At 67.6% G+C, this 22,354-nt stretch carries 25 protein-coding genes, 3 tRNA genes and 1 pseudogene; 14 read left to right on the top strand and 15 right to left on the bottom strand.

Annotated features, from left to right (window positions below; translation table 11 throughout):
* Positions 1-20: 20 nt before the first annotated feature.
* Together ACFYTS_RS28325 and ACFYTS_RS28320 are read left to right on the top strand one after the other, a co-directional pair.
* Positions 21-1,445, top strand: a complete 1,425-nt coding sequence (locus tag ACFYTS_RS28325) for an FAD-binding oxidoreductase (RefSeq protein ID WP_387308467.1) — start codon at positions 21-23, stop codon at positions 1,443-1,445.
* 159 nt (positions 1,446-1,604) lie between these two features.
* Positions 1,605-2,768, top strand: coding sequence for a lactate 2-monooxygenase (locus tag ACFYTS_RS28320; RefSeq protein WP_357286338.1), 1,164 nt, complete (start codon positions 1,605-1,607; stop codon positions 2,766-2,768).
* 99 nt (positions 2,769-2,867) lie between these two features.
* On the opposite strand, the gene ACFYTS_RS28315 is transcribed toward ACFYTS_RS28320, so the two are convergent.
* The 3 genes from ACFYTS_RS28315 to ACFYTS_RS28305 form a co-directional block, all read right to left on the bottom strand.
* The gene (locus ACFYTS_RS28315; protein WP_357286335.1) at positions 2,868-4,265 is read right to left on the bottom strand and encodes an amidase; all 1,398 of its coding nucleotides are present in this window, start codon (positions 4,263-4,265) and stop codon (positions 2,868-2,870) included.
* A gap of 296 nt (positions 4,266-4,561) precedes the next feature.
* A complete protein-coding gene (locus tag ACFYTS_RS28310; RefSeq protein WP_357286332.1) occupies positions 4,562-4,954 on the bottom strand; it encodes a PaaI family thioesterase in 393 nt (130 codons plus the stop codon).
* 125 nt (positions 4,955-5,079) lie between these two features.
* Positions 5,080-6,051, bottom strand: a complete 972-nt coding sequence (locus ACFYTS_RS28305; protein ID WP_387308465.1) for an alpha/beta fold hydrolase — start codon at positions 6,049-6,051, stop codon at positions 5,080-5,082.
* A gap of 53 nt (positions 6,052-6,104) precedes the next feature.
* Between ACFYTS_RS28305 and ACFYTS_RS28300 the strand changes: the two genes are divergently transcribed.
* The 3 genes from ACFYTS_RS28300 to fadD8 are packed head-to-tail and all read left to right on the top strand — an operon-like array spanning position 6,105 to position 9,820.
* Complete coding sequence (locus ACFYTS_RS28300) at positions 6,105-6,953, top strand: SDR family NAD(P)-dependent oxidoreductase (RefSeq protein ID WP_387308464.1); 849 nt, start codon at positions 6,105-6,107, stop codon at positions 6,951-6,953.
* Positions 6,954-6,995: 42 nt separating this feature from the next.
* A complete protein-coding gene (locus ACFYTS_RS28295) occupies positions 6,996-8,189 on the top strand; it encodes a beta-ketoacyl synthase N-terminal-like domain-containing protein (RefSeq protein ID WP_357286323.1) in 1,194 nt (397 codons plus the stop codon).
* 23 nt (positions 8,190-8,212) lie between these two features.
* Entirely contained in the window at positions 8,213-9,820 is a 1,608-nt protein-coding gene (gene fadD8, locus ACFYTS_RS28290) for a fatty-acid--CoA ligase FadD8 (protein WP_387308462.1), read from the top strand.
* Between the two features lie 18 nt (positions 9,821-9,838).
* On the opposite strand, the gene ACFYTS_RS28285 is transcribed toward fadD8, so the two are convergent.
* A complete protein-coding gene (locus ACFYTS_RS28285) occupies positions 9,839-10,504 on the bottom strand; it encodes a DUF1361 domain-containing protein (RefSeq protein ID WP_357286318.1) in 666 nt (221 codons plus the stop codon).
* 148 nt (positions 10,505-10,652) lie between these two features.
* Between ACFYTS_RS28285 and ACFYTS_RS28280 the strand changes: the two genes are divergently transcribed.
* The 5 genes and pseudogenes from ACFYTS_RS28280 to ACFYTS_RS28260 all read left to right on the top strand — a co-directional run bounded on the left by ACFYTS_RS28280 (position 10,653) and on the right by ACFYTS_RS28260 (position 12,831).
* Entirely contained in the window at positions 10,653-10,940 is a 288-nt protein-coding gene (locus ACFYTS_RS28280) for a hypothetical protein (protein WP_357286315.1), read from the top strand.
* Complete coding sequence (locus ACFYTS_RS28275; protein ID WP_357286312.1) at positions 10,933-11,274, top strand: hypothetical protein; 342 nt, start codon at positions 10,933-10,935, stop codon at positions 11,272-11,274. The genes ACFYTS_RS28280 and ACFYTS_RS28275 overlap by 8 nt, the downstream gene beginning before the upstream one ends.
* A 65-nt stretch (positions 11,275-11,339) precedes the next feature.
* Positions 11,340-11,477, top strand: a pseudogene (locus tag ACFYTS_RS28270) (helix-turn-helix domain-containing protein); the annotation flags it as partial.
* Positions 11,478-11,663 carry a hypothetical protein gene (locus ACFYTS_RS28265; RefSeq protein WP_387308648.1) on the top strand — a complete coding sequence of 62 codons (186 nt, stop codon included), beginning with the start codon at positions 11,478-11,480 and terminating at the stop codon, positions 11,661-11,663.
* A gap of 226 nt (positions 11,664-11,889) precedes the next feature.
* The gene (locus tag ACFYTS_RS28260) at positions 11,890-12,831 is read left to right on the top strand and encodes an RNA-guided endonuclease InsQ/TnpB family protein (protein ID WP_387308640.1); all 942 of its coding nucleotides are present in this window, start codon (positions 11,890-11,892) and stop codon (positions 12,829-12,831) included.
* Positions 12,832-12,859: 28 nt separating this feature from the next.
* On the opposite strand, the gene secG is transcribed toward ACFYTS_RS28260, so the two are convergent.
* Together secG and ACFYTS_RS28250 are read right to left on the bottom strand one after the other, a co-directional pair.
* Positions 12,860-13,093, bottom strand: coding sequence for a preprotein translocase subunit SecG (gene secG / locus ACFYTS_RS28255; protein WP_154789531.1), 234 nt, complete (start codon positions 13,091-13,093; stop codon positions 12,860-12,862).
* Between the two features lie 454 nt (positions 13,094-13,547).
* A complete protein-coding gene (locus tag ACFYTS_RS28250) occupies positions 13,548-15,893 on the bottom strand; it encodes an ATP-binding protein (RefSeq protein ID WP_387308459.1) in 2,346 nt (781 codons plus the stop codon).
* Between the two features lie 316 nt (positions 15,894-16,209).
* Here ACFYTS_RS28250 and ACFYTS_RS28245 point away from each other — a divergent pair, with 316 nt between their 5' ends.
* Positions 16,210-16,374: a hypothetical protein gene (locus tag ACFYTS_RS28245; RefSeq protein WP_387308457.1), complete on the top strand. Its 165-nt coding sequence runs from the start codon at positions 16,210-16,212 to the stop codon at positions 16,372-16,374.
* Positions 16,375-16,473: 99 nt separating this feature from the next.
* Here the strand turns inward: ACFYTS_RS28245 and ACFYTS_RS28240 are convergent, their stop codons facing one another.
* On the bottom strand, positions 16,474-16,866 hold the full coding sequence (locus ACFYTS_RS28240) for a DUF6221 family protein (protein WP_387308455.1): 393 nt from the start codon (positions 16,864-16,866) through the stop codon (positions 16,474-16,476).
* Positions 16,863-16,997 carry an LPXTG cell wall anchor domain-containing protein gene (locus ACFYTS_RS28235; RefSeq protein WP_357286296.1) on the bottom strand — a complete coding sequence of 45 codons (135 nt, stop codon included), beginning with the start codon at positions 16,995-16,997 and terminating at the stop codon, positions 16,863-16,865. Before ACFYTS_RS28235 ends, ACFYTS_RS28240 begins: the two co-directional genes overlap by 4 nt.
* A gap of 241 nt (positions 16,998-17,238) precedes the next feature.
* Between ACFYTS_RS28235 and ACFYTS_RS28230 the strand changes: the two genes are divergently transcribed.
* Positions 17,239-18,477 (top strand): S8 family serine peptidase, encoded by a 1,239-nt coding sequence (locus tag ACFYTS_RS28230; RefSeq protein ID WP_387308453.1) that lies wholly within the window; start codon positions 17,239-17,241, stop codon positions 18,475-18,477.
* A gap of 91 nt (positions 18,478-18,568) precedes the next feature.
* Here the strand turns inward: ACFYTS_RS28230 and ACFYTS_RS28225 are convergent.
* The 4 genes from ACFYTS_RS28225 to ACFYTS_RS28210 all read right to left on the bottom strand — a co-directional run bounded on the left by ACFYTS_RS28225 (position 18,569) and on the right by ACFYTS_RS28210 (position 19,378).
* A tRNA-Glu gene (locus ACFYTS_RS28225) sits at positions 18,569-18,644 on the bottom strand.
* An 85-nt stretch (positions 18,645-18,729) separates the two neighbouring features.
* Positions 18,730-18,806, bottom strand: a tRNA-Met gene (locus tag ACFYTS_RS28220).
* Positions 18,807-18,923: 117 nt separating this feature from the next.
* Positions 18,924-19,009 (bottom strand) — tRNA-OTHER (locus tag ACFYTS_RS28215).
* A 72-nt stretch (positions 19,010-19,081) separates the two neighbouring features.
* The gene (locus tag ACFYTS_RS28210) at positions 19,082-19,378 is read right to left on the bottom strand and encodes a hypothetical protein (RefSeq protein WP_387308451.1); all 297 of its coding nucleotides are present in this window, start codon (positions 19,376-19,378) and stop codon (positions 19,082-19,084) included.
* 210 nt (positions 19,379-19,588) lie between these two features.
* On the opposite strand from ACFYTS_RS28210, the gene ACFYTS_RS28205 reads away from it, so the two are divergent.
* Positions 19,589-20,065, top strand: a complete 477-nt coding sequence (locus ACFYTS_RS28205) for an excalibur calcium-binding domain-containing protein (protein ID WP_387308449.1) — start codon at positions 19,589-19,591, stop codon at positions 20,063-20,065.
* 36 nt (positions 20,066-20,101) lie between these two features.
* Here ACFYTS_RS28205 and ACFYTS_RS28200 read toward each other — a convergent pair whose 3' ends face one another.
* From ACFYTS_RS28200 to ACFYTS_RS28190, 3 genes are read right to left on the bottom strand one after another with little or no spacing between them, the layout of a single operon-like run.
* Complete coding sequence (locus ACFYTS_RS28200; protein ID WP_387308447.1) at positions 20,102-20,875, bottom strand: MerR family transcriptional regulator; 774 nt, start codon at positions 20,873-20,875, stop codon at positions 20,102-20,104.
* A gap of 12 nt (positions 20,876-20,887) precedes the next feature.
* Entirely contained in the window at positions 20,888-21,349 is a 462-nt protein-coding gene (locus tag ACFYTS_RS28195) for a VOC family protein (protein WP_357286284.1), read from the bottom strand.
* 34 nt (positions 21,350-21,383) lie between these two features.
* Positions 21,384-22,010, bottom strand: coding sequence for a TetR/AcrR family transcriptional regulator (locus tag ACFYTS_RS28190; protein ID WP_357286281.1), 627 nt, complete (start codon positions 22,008-22,010; stop codon positions 21,384-21,386).
* Between the two features lie 56 nt (positions 22,011-22,066).
* Here ACFYTS_RS28190 and ACFYTS_RS28185 point away from each other — a divergent pair, with 56 nt between their 5' ends.
* Positions 22,067-22,345: a lipase family protein gene (locus ACFYTS_RS28185; RefSeq protein WP_387308444.1), complete on the top strand. Its 279-nt coding sequence runs from the start codon at positions 22,067-22,069 to the stop codon at positions 22,343-22,345.
* Positions 22,346-22,354 lie beyond the last annotated feature (9 nt).

Below are 22,354 nucleotides of genomic sequence, written 5' to 3'. Positions count from 1 at the left end.
CATCGACTTTCAGGAGCCTCATGTCCAGCGTCTTCGATCCGGCCGCGCCGGCCGGCCTCGACCGACATCCGATTCCGGCCGCCATCGTCGTCGAACGCCTGCGCGCCGCCGTCGCCGGTGCCGTCCACACCCCCGGCGAGGACGGGTATCAGCGCTCGGCGGCCGGATTCAATGCGGCGATCGAGCACGCGGCCGCGGCCGTCGTGGTGGCCAGCAGCGCCGCCGACGTGGCGGCCACCGTCCGCGTCGCCGTCGAGACGGGTTACACCGTCGCGGTGCGGGCTACCGGTCACGGCGTGCTGCCGACACCCTCCGACAGCATCCTCATCGACACCACCCTGCTCGACGCGATCTCGATCGACCGTGATCAGCGCACGGCGACCGTGGGTGCGGGGGTGCGCTGGCAGCAGGTCCTCGACGCCGCCGCCCCGTTCGGGCTGGCCGGGCTCGCCGGGTCCTCGACCAGCGTCGGCGTCGTCGGGTACACCCTCGGCGGCGGTCTGGGCCCGATCGCGCGCACCTACGGTTTCGCCGCCGACCATGTCACCGCCATGGAGGTGGTGACCGCCGACGCGACCCTGCGCCGCGTCACCCCCGACACCGAACCCGAACTGTTCCGGGCCCTGCTGGGCGGTGGCGCGGCCTTCGGCATCGTCACCCAGATGACGTTCCGGCTCTTCCCGATCCACACCCTGTACGCCGGTAGCCTCACGTACCGCATCGAGGACGCGGCGGTCGTGCTGCGGGCGTGGCGGAATTGGGTGGCGGCCGCACCGGAGACGGTCACCAGTTCGGTCGCGATCCTGAATCTGCCGCCGCTGCCCGAGATCCCGGAACCGTTGCGCGGAGCCACCGTCCTGCACCTGCGCTACGCCCACGTCGGTGACGCCGCCGAGGGTGCGGCGCTGCTGGCCCCGCTGCGCCCGCTCGCCGCGCCGCTGCTGGACACCGTCGCCGAAATGCCTTACACGGCATTGGCTTCCATCCATAATGACCCGACGCATCCGATGCCCGCACTGGATCGCGGGACCTTGCTGCGGGAACTGCCGGACGCGGCGCTCGACGCCCTGCTCGGAGTAGTCGTGGGGGCGCCGATCAGCATGGCCGAGATCCGGGTGTTCGGCGGCGCGATCGCGCGAGACCCGCAGTCGCTCAATACGATCGCGGGTCGTCACGCGGCGTTCCAAGTCTTCGCCGTCGGCGTGCTGGCCCCGCCGATCGCCGACGTGGTCCCCGCGGCGCTCGACCGGGTGGCGTCGGCGATGGACCGGTGGAGTCTGGGCGCGGCCACGCCGAACTTCGGCCTGAATCCGCTCGGCGGGGCGCCGGACACCCTGGCGGCCTGGACCGAGCCGCAGCGCGATCGCCTCGTCGACACGCGCCGCCGCTACGACCCGGCCGGGGTGTTCGCCCCGGCCGCGCGCTGGCATCCGCCGGTGCGCTGAGCTCCGGTTTCCGCTCCGAGCGCCGACGGGACCTGCCGCTGGTCGAGAGACCACGCGGGGTGCGGCAGGTCCCGCCGCCCAACTTCTTACCCACCGGTAGGGTCTGCTGGCAGAATGACGGGGCGCTCCGGCGGCGGTGCGTGAACAAGGAGGTTGCGCGTGGCATTCGGTGATTTTCAGAACGAGATCTACTTCAACGGGTTGCGCGGAGTGGTGCCGGCGATGCCGGTGAGCTACGCGGATCTGGCCGAGCGGGCGCGGGCGGCGATGCCACCGTCGGTGTACTCGTACGTGGCGGGCGGCGCGGGCGACGAGCGGACCCAGAATGCCAATGTGGCGGCGTTCGATCGCTGGGGGCTGATGCCGCGCATGTTCGTCGGCGCGAAGGAGCGCGACCTGTCCGTCGAGTTGTTCGGGAGTACCTGGGCCGCACCGGTTTTCCTGGCGCCGGTCGGGGTGATCGGGCTGTGCGCGCAGGACGGGCACGGGGATCTGGCCACGGCGCGGGCGGCGGCGCGCACCGGGGTGCCGATGGTGGCGTCCACGCTCACGGTGGACCCGATGGAGGATGTCGCCGCCGAATTCGGTGACACCCCCGGCTTCTTCCAGCTCTACACCCCCACCGACCGTGACCTGGCCGCGAGCCTCGTCGAGCGCGCCGAGAAGGCCGGGTTCCAGGGCATCGTCGTCACCCTCGACACCTGGGTGACCGGGTGGCGGCCGCGCGACCTGTCGACCGGCAACTTCCCGCAGCTGCGCGGACACTGCCTGGCCAACTACTTCACCGACCCGGTCTTCCGGGCGAGCCTGGCCAAGTCGCCCGAGGAGGATCCGCAGACGGCGATCCTGCGCTGGATCCAGGTCTTCGGCAATCCGCTCACCTGGGCCGACCTGCCGTGGCTGCGGTCGCTGACCAAGCTGCCGCTGATCGTGAAGGGCATCGGTCACCCCGATGACGCCCGCCGCGCCAAGGATCTGGGCGTGGACGGCATCTACTGCTCCAATCACGGTGGCCGCCAAGCCAATGGCGGGCTCCCGGCCCTGGACATGCTGCCGGGCGTGGTGGCGGCCGCGGACGGCCTGCCCGTGCTGTTCGACTCCGGGGTCCGGTCCGGCGCGGACATCATCAAGGCGCTCGCGCTGGGCGCGTCGGCGGTCGGCATCGGCCGGCCCTACGCGTACGGGCTGGCATTGGGCGGGGCCGACGGGATCGTGCACGTGCTGCGCACGCTGCTGGCGGAAGCGGATCTGATCATGGCCGTGGACGGGTATCCGACACTGAAGGATCTGACACCGGACGCGCTGCGGCCCGTCACGGTCTAGCGCGGCGATTCGGCACTGTGCATTGACCGGACCCGCCCGGGTCCGGTAATCCGCCGAATTGCCTTGAAGGGCAATATCTCCTGTCACACGGGCCGCGGGTCACTGCTGGATGCGGGCGAAGGGCCGCTCGGCTTCCAGGGTGTAGGCGAGTTCGAGGAGGGTGCGTTCGTCGCCGTGCGCGGCGGAGAACATCATGCCGATGGGGAGGCCGTCGGCGGACGCGCCCATCGGGAGCGACAGCGCCGGGGCTCCGGTCACATTCGCCAGCGGCGTATAGGTGACGTAGTTGAGCAGCCGGTCGAAGACCTCGTCGAAGGGCTGATCCGGGCTCAGGTAGCCCAAGCGCGGTGTCAGGCTCGCCAGCACCGGGGACACCACGAGTTCGACATCGCGGAAGGACGCGGCGTAGGCCTGACGGATGCGGGAGAGCCGGTAGAGCACCGCGGGCGAGCGCAGCGCGGATCCGCCGAACCGCGCGGCCAGGCCACGGGTGAACGGGTCCAGGCGGGCGGCGTCGAAGGAGCGGTCGAGGGTGAGTTTGCCGGTGCGGCCCAACAGGAACGCCAGCATCGCCCAATAGGTGGCGAAGTCGTCGGCGAAGCCGCGATCCACCGGGTACGGGAGGGGGCGCACCTCGTGGCCCAAACTCTCCAGCAAGGCGATGGTGTCGTCGTGGACGGCCCGGACCTGCGGGTCGAGCGGGGCGCCGGTAATGGGTTCGGTGAGCACACCGATTCGCAGGCGGCGTTGCGCGGGACCTTCGACCAGACCCACCGGCGGCAACCCCGGATTCCGCCAGAAGCGTTCGGCGGCAGCGAAATACGTGGCGGTGTCGCGGACGGTACGCGTGAGCACACCCTCGGAGACGAGGTTGATCGGCATGGACCGGGCCTGCGGGCCGTCGATGTGGCGGCCCCGCGTCGGCTTCAATCCGACCAGCCCGCAGCAGGCGGCCGGGATGCGGATCGAGCCGCCGCCGTCATTGCCGTGCGCGATCGGCACCACGCCCGCCGCGACCATGGCGGCCGCACCACCCGAGGACGCTCCCGAGGAGTATCCCGTGGCCCACGGGTTGTGCGTCGGTGCGGCATCGGCGAATTCGGTCGTGGCGTTCAGCCCGAACTCTGGCAACGTGGTCTTCCCGAGCACGGTCATCCCGGTGCTGAGGAACTGTTTCGTGAAGGGTCCGTGCGCTTTCGCGGGCCGCGCTCGCCATGCCGCGCTGCCGTGCTGGGTGGGCATCCCGGACACGTCGGTGTTGTCCTTGACGTAGGTCGGCACACCGTAGAGCAGCGCGTCCCGTTCCCCCGACACCAGCGGCGTATCCAGATCCACCACCAGCGCGTTCAACTCCGGATTCACCCGAGCCGCCCGCTCCCGCGCCGCCTTGGCCACCTCCGCGGCACTGAGCTCCCCCCGCCGGATCAACGCGGCGATCGCCACGCCGTCGTGCTCACCCAACGCGTCATCGGTGAACGCATGAACTCGCGCTGCCATGATCCGGGCCTCCTCTTCGACTCTCCCGACTCAGCCCGACCGTACCCCCGGACTGGTCGTACGAACAGAAGATGGTGGTCGGACGCCGAATCATGACCGGTTCTGCACCGGAATGTCCGGTTCTGCACCCACCGGTCGCATCATCGGGCTGATGCTGGCGCACGCGGGCCGCGCCCGCAGTTGGTCTTGGCGGGGCTTGCCGGGCTCGACGTCGGTTACCACGCGATCCGATAGCGGTTCCACGTAGGTGTGGAGGTCACGACGGCCAGAACTGCCGGGCCACCAGCTGAATTCGACTATGTGGCGGTTCTGGCCGGGAAGACCGCGAAGGTGCCGAGCGCCTTGGCGACGAGGCGGCCCTCGTTCCGGATCTCCGACTCCAGGGCGATGACGCGTTTGCCCCGGTTGATCACCCGGGACTCGCAATCGACCACGCCGCCGCGCACCGCGGCGAGGTAGACGATCTTCACCTCGATGGTGGCGCAGGATTCCCCTTCGCCCAGAACGCAGTACACCGCCGCGCCCATGCCCTGGTCGGCCATCGAATACATCGCCCCGCCGTGCAGCACGCGATGGGGATTGAGGTGTTCGGGCGCGACGGTGAGCCGGCAGAGGCTGCGCGCACCGTCGCGGTCGAACTCGACCATGTCCAGACCGATGAGCGCGCCGAAGCCGCCATCGAGATTCACCGAGGATTCCACAAGGCGGACAGCTTAACCGAGGCCCGCCCTCGCCCCGCCTGATCAGTGCGCGCGACGAGCGCGGCGCCGCTGACGCGGGATCGACCGGCCCGCGCCGGTCGACCATCGCGCGGCTACCGGTCGAGTTCGAGACCCTTCAGCGCCTCGATCAGGAACTCGTTGACGGCGTTGGGGCGTTCGAGCTGGACCAGGTGGCCCGCGCCCGGCACATCACGGACCTCGCGCAGGTCGGTGACGTTGGCGCGCAACGTGGCCAGGGGGTCGCGGCCGGAGAAGCCCTCCATGTCCGGGTCGTTCTCGCCGTAGAGGAAGTAGGTGGGGACTTCCACCTTGGCGTCGGCGTAGGCCTCGGTGAGTTCCCAGTTGCGGTCGAGGTTGCGGTACCAGTTGAGGCCGCCGGTGAAGCCGGTGCGCTCGAAATCGGCGACCAGGGTGTCGAATTCGGCCTGGGACAGCCACGGCCAGGGCAGGGCGGGGGCCTGCGGGAGCACGTCGAGGTAGCCGAGGCCGGGCGGGTTCTTCCAGGTGTCGAGGTAGTGGTAGTCGCCGGAGAGCGAGTAGTAGACCCGGGCCAGGAACCCGCGCGGGTCGGCGGCGAGTTCGGCATCGGCGACGCCGGGGGTCTGGAAGTAGGACAGGTGCAGGAAGTGGCGTTCGGCCGCTTTGGTCCAGAAGGCCGACGGTGGGCGCGGGGGCCGCGGGGCGAACGGGTTGTTCAGGACCACGACGCCGGCGACCCGTTCGGGGGCGCGCAGGCTCAGTTCCCACACCAGTTGCGCGCCGAAATCCAGACCGACGAAGACGGCCTTCTCGGCGCCGATGTCGTCGAGCAGGGCCGTCAGGTCGCCGATGACGGCGGCGTTGGTGTAGGCCTCCGGGTCGGCGGGGGCCTCGGTGCGGCCGTATCCGCGCAGGTCGGGGGCCAGGGCACGGTAGCCCGCGGCGGCGACCGCGTCGAGCTGGTGGTGCCACATGTACCAGGTGTGCGGGAACCCGTGACAGAACACGACCGGGAAGCCCTCGCCCTGATCCGCGACGTGCAGGCGGACCTCCCCGGTGTCGATCGTCCGATGCGTCAGTTCCACTCCGCCTCCAATTTCTAGAACACGTTCCTATTTCAAGGTAATGTCCAGAGGTCGTGAGCGAAATACCCAAGATTCTCGCCGGAAAGGTCGCGGTGGTGACCGGGGCCAGCCGGGGCATCGGCAAGGGCATCGCCCTGGAGCTGGGCGCGGCCGGGGCGACCGTGTACGTCACCGGGCGCACCGTCACGGCCGGGCACCTGCCGGGCACCGTGGCCGCGACGGCCGCCGAGATCGACGCCCTCGGCGGGCACGGGGTCGCGGTGGTCTGCGATCACCGTGACGACGCCGCGGTGGAGAAACTCTTCGCGCAGATCCGCGACGAGCAGGGCCGACTGGACGTACTGGTCAACAACGTCTACAACTCCCCCGCCTCGGCGCGCTGGATCGGCCGCAAGTTCTGGGAGGTGCCGCCGAAGGCCTGGGACGAGGGCTTCGACATCGGCGTCCGATCCCATTACGTGGCCGGTGTTTTCGCCGCGCCCCTGCTCATCGAGTCGCGGGGCCTGATCGTGAACGTGTCCTCCCCCGGCGCGGTCCGCCACATGCACAACGCGGTCTACGGGGTCGGCAAGACCGCCGTGGACCGGCTCACCGCCGACATGGCCCACGACCTCGAGGGCACCGGCACCACCGCCGTCTCCATCTGGCCGGGCATCGTCAATACCGAACTGCTGCAGATGGTTCCGGCCGACGCCCAGGGCCGCCGCCTGGTCACCCTGCCCGGCGAGGGCACCTTCGACCTGGATCAGGCCGAGACCCCGCACTTCGCCGGCCGCGCCGTCACCGCCCTGGCCGCGGACCCGGATCGCCTGGCGCGCACCGGGAAAGCCTGGAAGGTCGCCGACCTGGCCGAGGCGTACGGCTTCACCGACATCGACGGCCGCGTCCCGCGCGCCGACTAGACACCCGAATTACGTTCCCGAAGAACAGGAGTGGACAACCCAATGCGACGCGTTTTCGTCGTCGGCGTGAACATGACGCCGTTCGTCAAGATCGGTTCCCGCGAGTGGACCTACCCGGAGATGGTCGCCGAGGCCGTGAACGGCGCGCTGAAGGACGCGGGCGTCACCTATGACCAGGTGCAGCGCGCCGCGGTCGGCTACGTCTTCCAGCCCTCGGCCGCCGGTCAGCGGGCGCTCTACGACATCGGTCTCACCGGCATCCCGGTCGTGAACGTGAACAACAACTGCGCGACCGGCTCCACCGCGCTCATGTTCGCCCGCGAGTGGGTCGCCTCCGGCATCACCGATGTCGCCTTGGCGGTCGGCTTCGAGCAGATGACCAAGGAGGCCATGGCGGGCCCGGCCACCAAGCCGAAGGTCACCACGGTCGACCACCACCTGAAGGTGAACAAGGAGCACTTCGAGTTCTCCGCCGCGCCGATCACCACCCAGTTCTTCGGCAATGCCGCCATCGAGCACATGAAGCGCTACGGCACCACCCCCGAGCAGCTGGCTGCGGTCGCGGTGAAGAACCACCAGCACTCGACCAACAACCCGCTCGCGCAGTTCCAGGACGCGTACACCCTCGAGCAGGTGCTCGGCGACAAGCCGGTGCACGGCCCGCTGACCCGCTCGCAGTGCTCGCCCATGTCCGACGGCGCGGCCGCCGCGGTCGTGGTGAGCGAGGAGTTCGTGAAGGCGAACGGCCTCGAGGGCCAGGCCATCGAGATCCTGGCCCAGGAGCTGGCCACCGACGACGGCACCTCCTTCTCCACCGGCTCCATGATCGACGTGGTGGGCGCGCCCATGACCCGCGCCGCGTCGTCGAAGGTGTTCTCGCGCGCCGGGATCACCGTCGCCGACGTCGACGTGATCGAGCTGCACGACTGCTTCTCCATCAACGAGCTCATCACCTACGAGGCGCTGGGCATGTGCGGTGAGGGCGAGTCCGGAGCCCTGGTCGAGTCGGGTGCGACGACCTACGGTGGCACCTGGGTGGTCAACCCGTCCGGCGGCCTGATCTCCAAGGGCCACCCGCTCGGCGCGACCGGCCTGGCGCAGTGCACCGAATTGAGCTGGCAGCTGCGCGGACTCGCGGGCGATCGTCAGGTGGCGGGCGCGCGCACCGCACTGGCGCACAATCTGGGCCTGGGCGGCGCGGTCGTCGTCACCCTGTACGCGGCCCACACGGCGTGACCATCGGATGAATTGAGAACCCCATGAGTGCAATCGATCCCGACACCATGCTCCGGCTGCCCGTGCACAACGGGCACGCCCTGGTGGCCGGGCTGAAGCGGCATCGCAACCGTCCGGTGCTCACCCTCGGCGACCACATCCTCACCGGCGGTGAGGTGCTCGACGGCATGAGCCGCTACATCGACGCCTTCGCCGAACACGGCGTCACCACCGGCACCCCGGTCGGCGTGCTCGCACTGAACCGACCCGAGGTGCTGTTCACCATCGGCGCCGGTCAGATCGTGGGCTCGCGACGCACCGCGCTGCACCCCATCGGCGGCCTGGACGATCACGCGTATGTGCTTGCCGACGCGGGCATTTCGACGCTGATCCTGGACCCGGTCCCGGCGTTCGTGCAGCGCGCCCGCGAACTGGTCGACATGGTGCCGACGCTGACCAAGATCCTGGTGCTGGGCCCGGTGCCCGAGCAGCTCGCCGACGTCGGCGTGGACATCCTGGCCGCCGCCGACAAGTACGAGCCGCGCGCGGTCGAGGCGACCGAACTGCTGCCCTCGGACGTCATCTCGATCAGCTACACCGGCGGCACCACCGGCAAGCCCAAGGGTGTCATCGGCACGGCGCTGACCATGAACACCATGACGCAGATCCAGCTCTCGGAGTGGGAATGGCCCCGCCACCCCAAATTCCTGATCTGCACGCCGCTCTCGCACGCGGGCGCGGCGTTCTTCCTGCCGGTCGTGCTGCTGGGCGGGCAGTGCGTGGTGCTGCCGCGATTCGACGCGGGCGAGGTGCTGCGCGCGATCGAGGAGCACAAGATCTCGGCGACCATGCTGGTGCCGTCGATGCTGTACGCGCTGCTCGATCATCCGGACTCCAAGACGCGGGACCTGTCCTCGCTGGAGACCGTGTACTACGGCGCGTCCGCGATCGACCCGAATCGGTTGCAGGAGGCCATCGATCGGTTCGGGCCCATCTTCGCCCAGTACTTCGGGCAGTCCGAGGCGCCGATGGCGATCAGCTACCTGGGCAAGGACGAGCACGACAAGGCGCGGCTCACCTCGTGCGGCCGGCCCTCCACCGCGGTGCGGGTGGCGTTGCTCGACGGTGAGGACAAGCAGGTTCCCCAGGGCGAGGTCGGCGAGATCTGTGTCTCCGGGCCGCTGCTCGCGGGCGGCTACCTGAACCTGCCCGAGGTCACCGCGGACACCTTCAAGAACGGGTGGCTGCGCACCGGTGACCTGGCGCGTCAGGACGAGGACGGGTTCCTGTTCATCGTCGGGCGTTCCAAGGACATGGTCGTCACCGGCGGGTTCAACGTGTTCCCCCGTGAGGTGGAAGACGTTGTCTCCGAACACCCCTTGGTGCACGAGGTCGCGGTCGTCGGGGTGGCGGACCCCCAGTGGGGTGAGGCCGTGACCGCGGTCCTGGTGCTCGATGCGGCCACCGCCGCCGATCCGGCCGCGGTCGAGACCGTCACCGCCGAGATCCAGGCCGCGGTCAAGCAGCGCAAGGGTTCGGTGCAGGTGCCCAAGCACGTGCTGGTCATCGAGCAGCTGCCGCTGACCGGTCTGGGCAAGCCGGACAAGAAGGCGATCCGGGTGCTGGCGGCCGAGCGTCTCGGCATCGCCTGATCCCCCGCGGGCGTCCGGCTAGGCGAACCTGCGGGTTCGGATCAGCCGGGCGCCCCGGCGGGCGCTGTCCACGCCCGCCTCCACCACGGCGCGGGTCACGAAGTGGCCCAACGCCGTTGCCACGAACACCGCGGCGATCAGCACCGGGGCCCAGTTCCAGCTCAACGCCAGCATCATGCGGTCGAAGGTGCCGCGTGGCTGCACCACCGGCTCCCACGAGTTCAGCCGCACCCAGCGGCCCAGGAAAACGCCTACCGCGCACAGCAAATGGACGGCGAGGGTCACCGGGGTCCGCCACGCGGCCAGTCCGCGCGCCGCCAGGAATCGGCCCATCTCGGCCAGCACCAGGTAGTAGGCGACGAATCCGGACACGATGAACACGCCGTACACCGGCAGGATCGTCGTCACCACAGGGCCATTGCCCGCGGCGCGGATGTCGTCGCGCAGATGCACCAGATCGGTCACCACGTACGGCGCGTTCGGCAGGAACAGCAGCAACAGCGCGACACCGGCCCACCAGAACGGCGAAATCGGTAGTCGTCGTTCATCTTCGGGCGGGCGGCGGAACACCAGCAGCGCCAGCGCCACCGGGATCCAGGCCAGCACGGTGTTCCACACCATCCAGAACAGATTGCGGTCCAGCACCCCCGCGAGGCTCGGCGCGACCGTTTTCACCGGGTCCATTCGTTCATGATGCCTTGTGCGGCGCGCCTCGTCCCGCGTGTCGAGGACGCCGCTCGGGCAACACGCCCGCGATCGACGCGCCCGTGGTTCTCTGGAAACTCTGGTCGACAGGTGGCGACCAGCTGTTTTACGATCGTATTATGCGGCCGTGGGATATGAGATTCCAGAGTGGGCCCTCGACGTCGCGGCCCGGCTCGGTGTCGCGCCGGAAGAGGTCCTGCGGGTCCTGACCGGACCCGGCCGGCGCTGGCCGCGACCGGTGCGCGGGACGGGCGGACTACCCGCCCTCATGATCATCGGCCGCACCGGCGCCGGGCTACCGCTCGCGGTGGTGGTTCGCCCGCTGTCGCAGTGGGACCAGCAGGTCATCGGCGTCCGGCCGGTGACCGGACGGCTTCTCGCCCAGTTCGAACAATGGGAGGCGGACCATGAGTGACCATCCGGACCAGGGGTACCCGAACACGGCAGCCGAGGCGCGCGATTTCCTCGACAGCCTCACCTTCGACGAGGACGCCCCCGAACCCGACATCCCCGGCCCCGACACCCCCGTCACGGTGCTGCGCACGGTCCGGCTCCCCTACGCGATGGATCAACGCATCCGCGCCGAGGCCGACCACCGCGGCGTCAGTATGTCCGACCTGATCCGCGACTTCCTCACCATCGAGCTGGCCGCCCTCGACGACGACACCCCCATCAGCCGCGCCGACGCCCGCCGCGCGTTGTCCGCCGCCTTGGCGAATCTCTCACCGGCCCACGGTCATCGGAGCTGACATGACGAATCGCCCGGGCACGTCACCGTGCTTGGACGGTCGCGCACGGTCCAACTGCCTTGTCGGTGGTGTGTGTCACACTCGCCACTGATGAGCCGCTACACGCCTTCCGCTACTGCCTCGACCCGACTGGCGAGCAGCAGAATGCGATTGCTCGGCACGCTGGGGCGGCACGGTTCGCGTACAACAAGTCCCTCGACCTGGTGAGAACCGCCCTCGACCGCCGCACAACCGACCCCGATCACCCTCTGCCGTGGACCGGTTTCAGTCTGATCAACGCCTTCAACCCGTGGAAGAAGACCGAGGCCGCAGGCCGGGTGATCGCCGTCGACCCGACCGGGGTCGCCGAGATTCAGGTGACCGGCTTGGTGTGGCGTAATCAGGTGTGACAGCAGGTGTTCGAAGAAGCCGCCGTGGACTGCGGTCGCGCCTTGGCCGCCTTCGCCGATTCCCGCTCGGACAAACGAAAAGGCCGGAAGGCCGGATTCCCGCAGTTCAAGTGCAAGAATTCGACCACCCCAACGTTCCGGCTGCGCAACAAGGTCTCCAAGGCCGGTCGGCCCGTAATCCGCCTCGGCGGCAATGGGATTCCCCGGTCGGTAAACCTTACCCGGCATCGGAACAATCCGAGTCCGTGAAGATACACGCCGCTTGCGGCGGATGTTGGCAAACGGCCGCGCACGAATCCTTTACGCCAGCATCGCATTCCGGGCGGGTCGCTGGCGAGTAAGCGTTACCGCCGAGGCCGCCGACGTCAACCTCACCTCACGCCACCAGCCACGCGCGGCTTCCGATGACACCGGGTGGGTAGGCATCGACCGCGGGTTGTCGAATTTCCTGGTCGCCGCCACCGACGACTGCACCGAGGTCGCCCGTGTCGACAATGCACCAAGGCCATTGAGGATCGGACTGACCCGGCAGCGTCGGCTGGCGAAATTGTTGTCCCGCAAACAAAGAGGGTCGCGAAACTATCAAGACGCCGCTGCCCGCCTGGCGCGGCACCATCATCGCGTCGCCAACATCCGTCGGCATTTCCTACACCAAGTCACAAACAAGCTGGTCAACACCCACGACCGGCTTGTAATCGAGGACTTGAACGTGGCCGGCATGATGGCCAACCGCCGTCTGGCTCGTGCGATCGCGGATACCGGATGGGCCACGTTCGGGCAGCTGTTGCGCTACAAGCAGGAATGGCGTGGCGGGACCGTTGTAATCGCCGACCGCTGGTACCCATCGGGCAAGCGGTGCTCGGCCTGCACATTTGTGAACCAAGAGCTCACGTTGTCAGATCGAGTGTTCGCGTGCCGGTGTGGGTTTCGAGCCGACCGCGATCACAATGCTGCGGCCAATCTGGCGGCCTGGCCGAGAATCTACCCCGCGTACCCCATCGATCCCCGGACCCCCAAGCGGGAGGCCGGGTCACCAATGCCCGCCGACGGGATGGCGCTGGCCGACACCTTACGGATGCCGGTGAAACCGCCCCGGATGAAGCGGGAACCGAGGTCCACGCCACGGTTATGGCGCGGACCAACGACGCCCGAGAAGGGTGGTGTCTGAAAACCACACATGGTTTCCAGGCACGCTGCTAGGAGAATTTGATTTCGAGGCCGATCCCCAGAATGGAGATCAGCCAGATCACGCCGAGGAAGATGGTGATCCGGTCGAGGTTCTTCTCGACGACAGTGGAGCCCGACAGACTCGACTGCACTCCACCACCGAAGAGGCTGGACAGACCTCCGCCCTTGGCGCGGTGCAACAGCACCAGCAGCACCAGCAGCACGCTGGTGATAACTAGGAGGATATCCAGGAACATCCGCATTCCAGGGAGTATAGGTGGTCGTCAGGGGTGCTTTTTACCAACCCCCTGGTGAGGGGCACGTTCATCGGGCGTGCCCCAGCCCGTCACAGACTGTCCCGCGATGTCCCGCAAAATTGTGGCACGAGATCTGACACTGCACGCCCCGCGATGTCGCGGACGCCAAGGCGCAGACCAAGATCATTCCGCACCAGGTAGGGCAGTTGCAGGCACTTCTCAACAGCTCATTCAGCAAATATTCCGCAATGCCGATGACATGCCTCGCACGCGCCAGTATTCGCAACTACGTTCGAGCGTTGGCCCGACACGACGCCCTCACTCCGAGGCGCTGGGGTTGACCGGGTTCTCCGCCACGGCGCACATGTTGCGCGACAGTTGCGTGCTGCGCTGGTATTCGGTGGGCCGGTTGGCTTATGGGCGTAGGCTCGCTCACCTGTCGGACCGATGTCGCAGTCGATCACTTCCGCTTCTTGGTGACCCAAACCGCGATCTGGCTTCTCGATGTGAACCCGAGCTTGGCCAGGATGTGCTCGACGTGACCCTGGGCTGTGCGAACCGAGATCACCAAGTTGGAGGCGATCTCCCTGTTGGTCATTCCCTTCGCGACAAGGTCGGCGACCTCGGTCTCGCGGCGGGTCAACACCGGTGCATCCGGGGTCGCCGGGGGCTCGTCGGCAGGGCTGTCGCCGAGCGCGTACGCGATGGATTCGTTGAAACTCATGGCGGTTCCGGCGCGAAACGCGTCTTGGTAGGCGCGGTTCCCGAGTGCCTCGCGGGTGAGCTGCTCGCACTCGTCGTGGTTGTCGAGCAGGTTCGGGAGGGTCACCGAGATCCTTCCGACCGTCTGCGCGAGCGTCACCGCGGCGCCCATCAGGATGGCGGCCCGGGTCGACTGGTCCTCACGTATCGCGGCCCAGGCCAACGACTCGAGGCACCAGCCCGTCACGACCGGGTCCTTGATCCGCCGGAGGAGCCGCAACGCCGATTTCACGAGGGCTGTTGCCCGATCGGTGTCCCCCGCCTGCAGTGCTGCCAGCGCGAGAGCCCATGACGAGTACGCACGGTAGATGGACTCACCGCGCGGTGCGGTGATCGCAAGCACCTGCTCATGACAGGCGACCGCGGTCTCATCGTCCCCTGACAGTCCGCTTGCGATCGCCAGGCCGAGAATCCCGCCTATCGATCGTGCGATCTGGAGTCCAGTCCCGGTCAGGTGGGAGCCGGCGGCGGGTGCGCCGGCGAGGGCCGACTGGAACCGCTCGGCCGCCGCCGCGAGGTCTCCGGTGAACATCGCCAGATATCCTCGAGCGTAGTTCGCGACCTCGATCGACTCCGCGCGCCCCAATTGCTCTGCGAGCGAACAGCATTCCACCGCCAGAGCCGCGGCCTCATCGAGTTGACCCTGCATCCCCGCGAACAAAGAGTCACCGTACAACGTCTTGACGCGTTCCTCGGCCCCCGCGGTGTCGGAGCCGTTGAGGCAGCGGCCCATCCAGTGCCGGGCTTCCGCCAACAGACCCCGGCACTGCCAGAACAGCCACAAGGCGTTCACCATGCGCGCGGTGACATCCGGGTCGGTGGCGACGACCGATTCGGTCATACTGAAGGTCAGAGCCCCCCGCAGGTTCGGCTGCTCCCGATCGAATCGCTCGATCCAGCTCGCCTGGTCGGGGCCGATCCAGTCGATCTCGGCCCGCTTCACCAACTGCTCGTACCACGAGAGGTGCCGCCGCCGCGCCCGGGAAAGGTCGCCGGATTCGCGCAGTTTCTCCCTGCCGTAGTCGCGGATCGTCTCGGCCATGACCAGGCGAACGACGTTGCCGACCTGCTCACGGCTCAGGATCGACTTGTCCACAAGCGATGCCACCGTGTCCAGGAGGTCGTCTCCGACCACCTCCTCGGGACAGACGCCCTCGGCCGCGTCGAGCTCGAATCCGCCCACGAACACCGACAGCCAGGCCCACAGCTCCTGTTCCCGCTCGGTGCACAGTTCGTAGCTCCAGTCCACGCACGACCGCAACGTCTGCTGCCGGTTGGGCGCGAGCCTGGAACTGACGGTGAGCAACTGGTACCGGTCGGTCAACCGTTGCAGGATCTGGCCGGCGGACAACACCCGGATCCGCACCGCCGCCAACTCGATCGCCAACGGAAGCCCTTCCAGCCTCCTGCAGATCCCCGCCACCTCAGCACAATTGGCCTCACTGAGGGCGAAGTCGGGCACTGACGCGGCCGCCCGGGAGGCGAACAGTGACACCGCCTCGTACTGGGGCATCGCCTCGAGCAGCGGAGACTGCTGGTCGTCCGGAACCGACAACGGTGGAACCTGCAGCATCCGCTCCCCTTCCATCCCGATCAGCTCCCGGCTCGTCGCCAGGATCCGCACCCCGGAACACGCCCGAAGCAGCGTCTTCGCCAACTCCGCGACAGCACCCAGCAGGTGCTCGCAGTTGTCCAGGACCAACAGCGCCTGCCTGGTCGAGAAGTGATCGATCAGCAGTTGGGACAACGATCGGCCCGGTTGATCCGGCAGTCCGAGCGCGGCGGTCACGGTCTCCGCCACCAGAGCGGGATCGTGCAGTTCACCAAGTGGAACGAACCACACCCCGTCGGCGAACGACCGCCGGGAGTCCTCCGCGACCCGCATCGCCAACCGGGTCTTTCCCACGCCACCGGTGCCAGTCAACGTCACCAACAGCGAGGTCGCCAGCAACCGCCGCGCCTCGGCCACCTCCCGGCGCCGACCGACGAAACTCGTCAACTCCAGCGGCAGATTCCCGGGTGCCGCCTTCACGGACGTCTCCATCGAGCAAGCCCTCCTGTCGCCGCCAACCTGGTTCGAACGCTACCCCTGACGGGCTTCCGACCAGCCGATCGTCGCCATGTCGTTGCCCGAGGTGAAACGCGGTGGGGAATCATTGGTGCACCGCAGCCGCACAACAGCCTTATCGCCGAGTCATTCAGGCGTCTTCTCGAAACGTGTACTCACCGGGATGACTACCGAGCATCGGTGGTGCGCGTCGAGCCAAGGACGGGCGCGACCATCGTAAAGAACGTTCGGTTCGGCTATCCCGCGTCACCATGCTGACGTCTGTGAATTAGGTTGCCTTACAAAATATTTCGTGGTCATCGCCGTCATCGGCTGGTTGACCATGATGTTCTCGATGCAGTCCAGCGGCCACCCAGCGGATGGAGCAACCGGATTCGCCGTCTTCGCCGTCGGCGGCGTGATCGCGATGTTCGGACAGCTCGGCGCCCAGACATCCGCGCCGCGGCGGAGACGCTGATCCGATACACCGGACCAGGTCGCCGCATACCGTAGAAGCACGCGATGAGGTGCGGGCGGGCGCGCAGCAATCAGCCCTGGTCGCGCCCGACTCGACCGATCATGGCCGATCGATCGCCCACTCGGGACTGTAGTCGCGGTGGTCGGACCAGAGGGCGGCAATAGAACGCACGGTCGGGCAGGGCCAGGCCACCGGGCCGCGGTCGCCGGGGTCACGGCACACCGAGCACCGGTGCTGCGCGTCGGGTGTGTGCTCGCTGACGATCAGCCGCAGCACGGCCAGGTGGCGCAGCATTTGCTTCGGTGTCAACGTGCCCGGCACGAACACCGTCGACGGGGCGGAGCGGCTGTGCTTGGGCCGTACGAGACGCACCCACTCGTATTTGATCTCCCGGCCACTGTCCCGGAAATCGCGCTCCAGGCTCACCGCGAACTCGGCGGCTTCCTGTTGCCGCTCGAGTCGCCGGGCGATGAACTGCTCGATGGTCATCATCGCCGGACCATCCAGAGTGCGGTCGCGACCACGACCAGCGCGGCCCACAACACCCAATACAGCGAGGACGCGCCCGTGGCGACCAGCACCGCGGCGGCGACGGCGAGCACTACGACCGTGGAAGTGCGCATGATCGATTGTCTCTCATTACGCGCTGCGGGCCACGCAGGCCAGGCATCGCCGCCTTCACTGTCCTCCGTGGTCACCGAATATGTACTGCCATAAGAGGATCCGCCCGAGGCGGCGAGAGTGACGCCGGTCATATTCGAGTGAAACGTGTGTCGTTCACTTTTGGCGCTCAGTAGCGTTCCCGGCTGGTCGAACTGATCGGCCAGGGGAACAAGGCGTTCTACAAATGGGGAGTTAAAACAAGTGAAGAAGACCTGGTTGGCACTGCTGGTCGCGGTGCTCGCCATACCCGCCGCGGGGGGGATTCCCGCCGGCGCCGAACCTGCCGCGCCCACACCGACGATCTCGGTGGATCGGGCACAACCCGGGCGTGGCATCCCGGACGTCTACGTCGTCTCCGTGAAAGCGGGAGCGAATATCGACGATGTGCTGTCACAGGCGAAGATCAAGGAAACGCGTGTGAAGTCGGCCGGCCTGAGGTCCTTCGCCGCGAAGCTGACGAAGCCTCAAGTCGAAGCCCTGCAGGGTAATTCGGCGGTCGAGATGATCCTCGAGGACCGGGTCATCGCGGCGACCTCGAGCATCGACGGCTACACCCCGACCACCGAACCGGGCCCGGGGTGGGCAGCTGATCGAATCAATCAGTCGGCGCTGCCGCTGGACGGGAGCTACACCACCACCGCCACCGGAGCAGGTGTCACGGCCTACGTCATCGACGGTGGCATCGATGTCAGTCATCCGGACTTCGAGGGGCGAGCCTCCGAGGGCATGTCGGTGATCAGCACCGCGCCGACCCTCGATTGCGGGGGTTACCAGCACGGCACCGGCGTGGCGGGCGTACTGGGCGGAGCCAAGTTCGGTGTGGCCAAGAAGGTGAAGTTGGTGTCCGTCCGTATCACGAGATGCGATGGGACGGCCGACCTTTCATCCATTCTGAACGCCTCGGACTGGGTGCAGGCGCATCACCAGAAGCCCGCCGTGGTGAACATTTCCTTGAATGTCAACGGGACCGGCTCATTCCTCGACAATGTCCAGGCGGCGTACCTTCGCGGGGTCTTCAACGCCCTCGCCGACTCCGGCCTGTTCATCGCGAATTCGACGAGCAATCGCGACGCCGATGCCTGCCTCGGCTCCCCCGCCGACGCCGCCGGAGTGGTGGCGGTCGCCCACACCGACATCGAGGACCGCGCCGCCCAGAGCTCGGACTGGGGCCCCTGCGTCCAGCTGTACGCACCCGGCCGTGAGGTCCCCTTCCCGGCGATCGGCGGCGGCTTCGTGAAGTCCAGCGGTTCCTCATTCGCCGCCCCGATGGTCGCCGGAGTCGGAGCCCTCTACAAGTCCACCTACGGCGACACGTACTGGCAGACGATCGCCAACTGGATCAAGGACAAATCCACCAAAAACGTGGTGCAACCCAAATCCAACCCCAACCCCAACGCCACACCCACGATAAACCGGCTGCTCAGCACCGGCGGCCTGTAACCGCCCCTCGATAACAGTGCGCCGTGCCCGGCCTCGAGCACGGCGCACTGTTATGCGGCCACACAATTGCCTCACCGTCCGCAGCCTCGAGTGACGTAGGTCGGAGTCGAACCGACGTGGTTCCTGAGTGAAAGTCAGGCTGCCCATACCGACAGAGCAACTACGCCATGCGTCCGGCCGGATGGAATCGAACCACCTGTGCCCGAAGGCGGGAGGTTTACAGCCTCCGTGCACGCCATGTGCTCAACCGGTTGGTGGCGGTGGTCGGATTCGAACCGACGACCTGTGGGTTATGAGCCCACTGCGCTTCCTAACTGCGCCACACCGCTCCAACGATCCGCCCAATGGCGGACCCTGCGGAAGACAGAGAACTCGAATCCCAAGCCCTGAGGCTCAACACCGCTAGCAACGGGTTCCGGCCGGCCTGACCGGTTTATCTTCCATCGCGGAAAGTTGAGGAGTCGAACCCCCGGGACACAATGCCCGCCTCCGGTTTTCAAGACCGGCTGGCCTCCACAGGCCGGAACCTTCCATTTCACCGCCGCTCCGTTGAGCTCGCGGTCCAACCACATTCGCAGGAAGGCTGAAGGGCTGCAACCGAATTTCACAGGCCTTCGGAGACATCGATATCCGGGAACCGCTTCGCGAGTTCCGCGATGCCCTCTGCTTCGGTGGGCGGGTTTTCGATCCAGGACACCTGTTGATTCACGAGGGCTCTCGCTTGATCGATCACTGCCGTCGGAGCCTCGGCGGGGAAGGCCTTGGCGACTACACTCAGGAGGTCTTCGATGTCGGTATCCAGCCCGGACTCGCGTTGCGGCCGCTCGCCTCGCAACGCTGCGGTGAGCATGTAATCGAAGCGCTCGCGTGCCTGCTGCGCGGTGGGCCGTGTACGCCTCATGAACGATCTCCGCTGGATGGTTTCTCGACAAGTAATCGATCGGCTCGCCGCACGGGTCGGCTCGTGATGTAACCACGTTCGCCGGAGCAACGCACGGCGGCAACTGAATTGGACCGGTTTGCCGGGAAGGTCGGGGTTGTAGGGACAGATAGTGCCAAGGCGTTGCTGAAAGGTGTACAGGCGCGGGGAATTGGCGCAGGGTCGGTCGGCATGAAGGGCCATATCTTGCGATTGCTATGTCGTAGCGTTCCCGTAGTCGCCGCTGCCGCGGTTGGGGCGGTGGTGATGTCCGGTTGCGGACCGGCGTCGTCGTCACCTGCGGGTGTCACCAGTTCCGCGCTGACCTCGGTGACAGCGACCACTACCCTTGCTCCGCCTGCCAGTACGACGACGACCACGGTGACGACGTCGGAGATGGCGCCGTTGAGCACGTCGACGGAGGTCGCGCCCGCTCCGGCGCCGGTGCCGTTCGTTGCCCCGGCGGCACCGCCGACCGGCGTGCAGCCACCGGCCGCCCCGCAGCCACCCGCACCCGCGCCGGCACCCGAGACGACCAATGCCCCGTCGGTGTATTACGGCAGTTGCGCCGAGGCCAAGCGGGCGGGGGCCGCGCCGCTTCGGCGGGGTGATCCCGGCTATCGCTCGGGGCTCGATCGTGATGGTGACGGGATCGCTTGCGAGAGATAGGTTTCGGCTATCCGGCGGTCTCGCGGCCGCCGGGCGTCACAGGGAGCGTCTGATGTACTCCTTGAGCGAATCCCGCACGAACGCTGCACAATTCGGATCGCCATAGGCCGCGGCGTAGCGTTCGTCGTCGGCGTACATGTCGGCCATGGCGGTGACCATGGCGATGGAGCGCTCGCGGTCACCGTCGGCCAGAGGGGTGCCGGGGGTGGCGCGGAACCAGGCGATGTGGCGGGCGGCTTGGGATTGGGCGGGGGTGGAGTCGGGCGCGTGGCCGGATTTCCAGGTGGTGATCCAGGTGGCGATCATGTCGTCGAGGTCGCGCTTCCATTCGCGTTGTTGCCGGAGGGATTTGGCATGCCACCACTGATTGCTGGCTTCGAAAGCCTCCTCACCCCAGCGGGCGATGACTTCGTCGCGGTAGGGGTCGTTGAAGCCTTCGAGCATCATGCGCAGGGAGCCTTCGGCGCCGGCTCGGGTGTCGAGGGTGTGGCGCAGGGCGAGGATTCGGTCGTCGATGCGGGCGCGTTCGGCTTCCAGGACGCGGAGGTGGGCCTGCAGGGCGGCGTCCTCGGTGTCGGCGGGGTCCTCGTCGGATACGCGGTCGAGGATTTCGGCGATGGCCGGCAGGCTCAGGCCGAGTTCGCGCAGCAGGAGGATGCGCTGGAGGCGGGAGACCGAGTCGGTGTCGTAGTGGCGGTAGCCGTTGTGGCCGACTCGGGCAGGTGGGAGGAGGCCGATCTCGTCGTAGTGGCGCAGGGTGCGGCTGGTGATGCCGGCGCTGTCGGCCAGTTGCTGGATCGTCCACTCCATGAAGGTCTCCCGTCAGTGTTTGCCGACCCAGTCGCCCTCGAAGGTGGCCGCCCATTCCTTGGCGTGGTCGAGTTCGGCCAGGCGGGGTGCGGTGAGGATGACGCGGTTGCCGTCGGGGTCGGTGATGGTGACATCGCTGGTGTACCACACGGTGTCGGTGGGGCCGGTGATCGTCACGCCGGGGAAGGCGTGCTCACGCAAGGTTGAAGCGAGGGTCGCGAGATCCTCGTCGCCCGCGGAGAAGCTGACGGTGGGGCTGCCGGGGACGGGGTCGCCGGGGACGAGCAGCAAGTCCTGGTATTTCATGCGGCGCAGGTGCACCACGACCGGCCCGTTGTCGCCGGGAATGGTTGCCAGCGCGATGAATCCGGCGGCCTCGTAGAACGCCGTCGTGGCGGCGATGTCGCGCACCTGGAAGGTGGCGAACATGGGCATGGGATAGATGGTGCGGTCGATGTCGGGGTGTTCGCTCATGGACTCGACGGTAGGAGTTGACGTAGCGGCAAGGTCAACTCGGCGGTGTGGTGTGCCGGGAGTAAACCGCCAGCATGTCCTCGACCAGACGCAGGATGGCGACATCGAGATCGGGGCGCTGATAGACCCCGCGCACCACGGCTTCGCCGGAGAACAGGTGCAGCATCATGAAGAAGATGGATTCGCGCAGGTCGGCGGGGAAGTCGGCGAGGACGCCGCTGGCGCCGAGGGCGGCCACGATCTCGCGGTAGTAGTTCTCGGCGATGGGTGCGACGCGGTCGCGCAGCTCGGTGTCCGAGCGGGCGGCCAGGAAAATCTCGCGCAGCGCGCGGGTGAGGTTGGACTGCTGGGCCTGGCGCAGGAACCGCAATGCGACGTCGAGTGGATTGTCCTGGGCGCCAAGCTGTTCCATGGCGCCCCGGTAGCCGATGAGCTGGCGAGCGAAGATCTCCTCGGCGGTGCGCACGATCAGGTCCAGGCGGGTGTCGAACTGACGGAACATGGCCCCGGCCGATAGTCCGGCGCGGCCGCAGATCTCCTGCACGGTGGTGCGCTGGTAGCCGACCTCGCCGATGGCCGCGATGGTGGCGTCCACCAGCTTGGCCACGGTGGCTGCCCGGCGCTCCTGCTGGGTGCGCCGCGGGCGGGAAACTTCGCTCACGACACCCCATCCTGCCCCGTGAACATGAGCGGCAAATATCCGGACCACGGTGACCGTTGACACATTCGCCGCAGGCGGCATATGACATTTACTGCCACGACCTGGGCGCCCGCGTGCAGTACACGCGTGATCTGTTCAGCGAGCACGGCATCGCGGCGGTGTCGAACACCGCGAGCGCGGCGCTGTGGATCGATGACCGCCTCCATGGTGTTCCCGCGCCGCAGGGCTGCCACAACCGCGATGTGCATTCCGGCATTCTCGACCCCGGTGCGGTCGGCGCGTTCGTGAACACGATCGGGCAGACCCTCGCGTCGGCGCTCGGGATGCCGGTGTAGCGGCCGTAC

Source organism: Nocardia sp. NPDC004151, from assembly GCF_042874235.1.
GTDB lineage: Bacteria > Actinomycetota > Actinomycetes > Mycobacteriales > Mycobacteriaceae > Nocardia.
This window is presented reverse-complemented; position numbering and strand designations above follow the sequence as displayed.

Bases quoted from the DNA above. Each gene is read 5' to 3' on its own strand.
- ACFYTS_RS28325 (WP_387308467.1), top strand. From the start codon at position 21: ATGTCCAGCGTCTTCGATCCGGCCGCGCCGGCCGGCCTCGACCGACAT.
- ACFYTS_RS28315 (WP_357286335.1), bottom strand. From the start codon at position 4,265: ATGGCAGCGCGAGTTCATGCGTTCACCGATGACGCGTTGGGTGAGCAC.
- ACFYTS_RS28295 (WP_357286323.1), top strand. From the start codon at position 6,996: ATGCGACGCGTTTTCGTCGTCGGCGTGAACATGACGCCGTTCGTCAAG.
- fadD8 (WP_387308462.1), top strand. From the start codon at position 8,213: ATGAGTGCAATCGATCCCGACACCATGCTCCGGCTGCCCGTGCACAAC.
- ACFYTS_RS28285 (WP_357286318.1), bottom strand. From the start codon at position 10,504: ATGGACCCGGTGAAAACGGTCGCGCCGAGCCTCGCGGGGGTGCTGGAC.
- ACFYTS_RS28275 (WP_357286312.1), top strand. From the start codon at position 10,933: ATGAGTGACCATCCGGACCAGGGGTACCCGAACACGGCAGCCGAGGCG.
- secG (WP_154789531.1), bottom strand. From the start codon at position 13,093: ATGCGGATGTTCCTGGATATCCTCCTAGTTATCACCAGCGTGCTGCTG.
- ACFYTS_RS28250 (WP_387308459.1), bottom strand. From the start codon at position 15,893: ATGGAGACGTCCGTGAAGGCGGCACCCGGGAATCTGCCGCTGGAGTTG.
- ACFYTS_RS28240 (WP_387308455.1), bottom strand. From the start codon at position 16,866: ATGATGACCATCGAGCAGTTCATCGCCCGGCGACTCGAGCGGCAACAG.
- ACFYTS_RS28235 (WP_357286296.1), bottom strand. From the start codon at position 16,997: ATGCGCACTTCCACGGTCGTAGTGCTCGCCGTCGCCGCCGCGGTGCTG.
- ACFYTS_RS28210 (WP_387308451.1), bottom strand. From the start codon at position 19,378: ATGAGGCGTACACGGCCCACCGCGCAGCAGGCACGCGAGCGCTTCGAT.
- ACFYTS_RS28205 (WP_387308449.1), top strand. From the start codon at position 19,589: ATGAAGGGCCATATCTTGCGATTGCTATGTCGTAGCGTTCCCGTAGTC.
- ACFYTS_RS28200 (WP_387308447.1), bottom strand. From the start codon at position 20,875: ATGGAGTGGACGATCCAGCAACTGGCCGACAGCGCCGGCATCACCAGC.
- ACFYTS_RS28195 (WP_357286284.1), bottom strand. From the start codon at position 21,349: ATGAGCGAACACCCCGACATCGACCGCACCATCTATCCCATGCCCATG.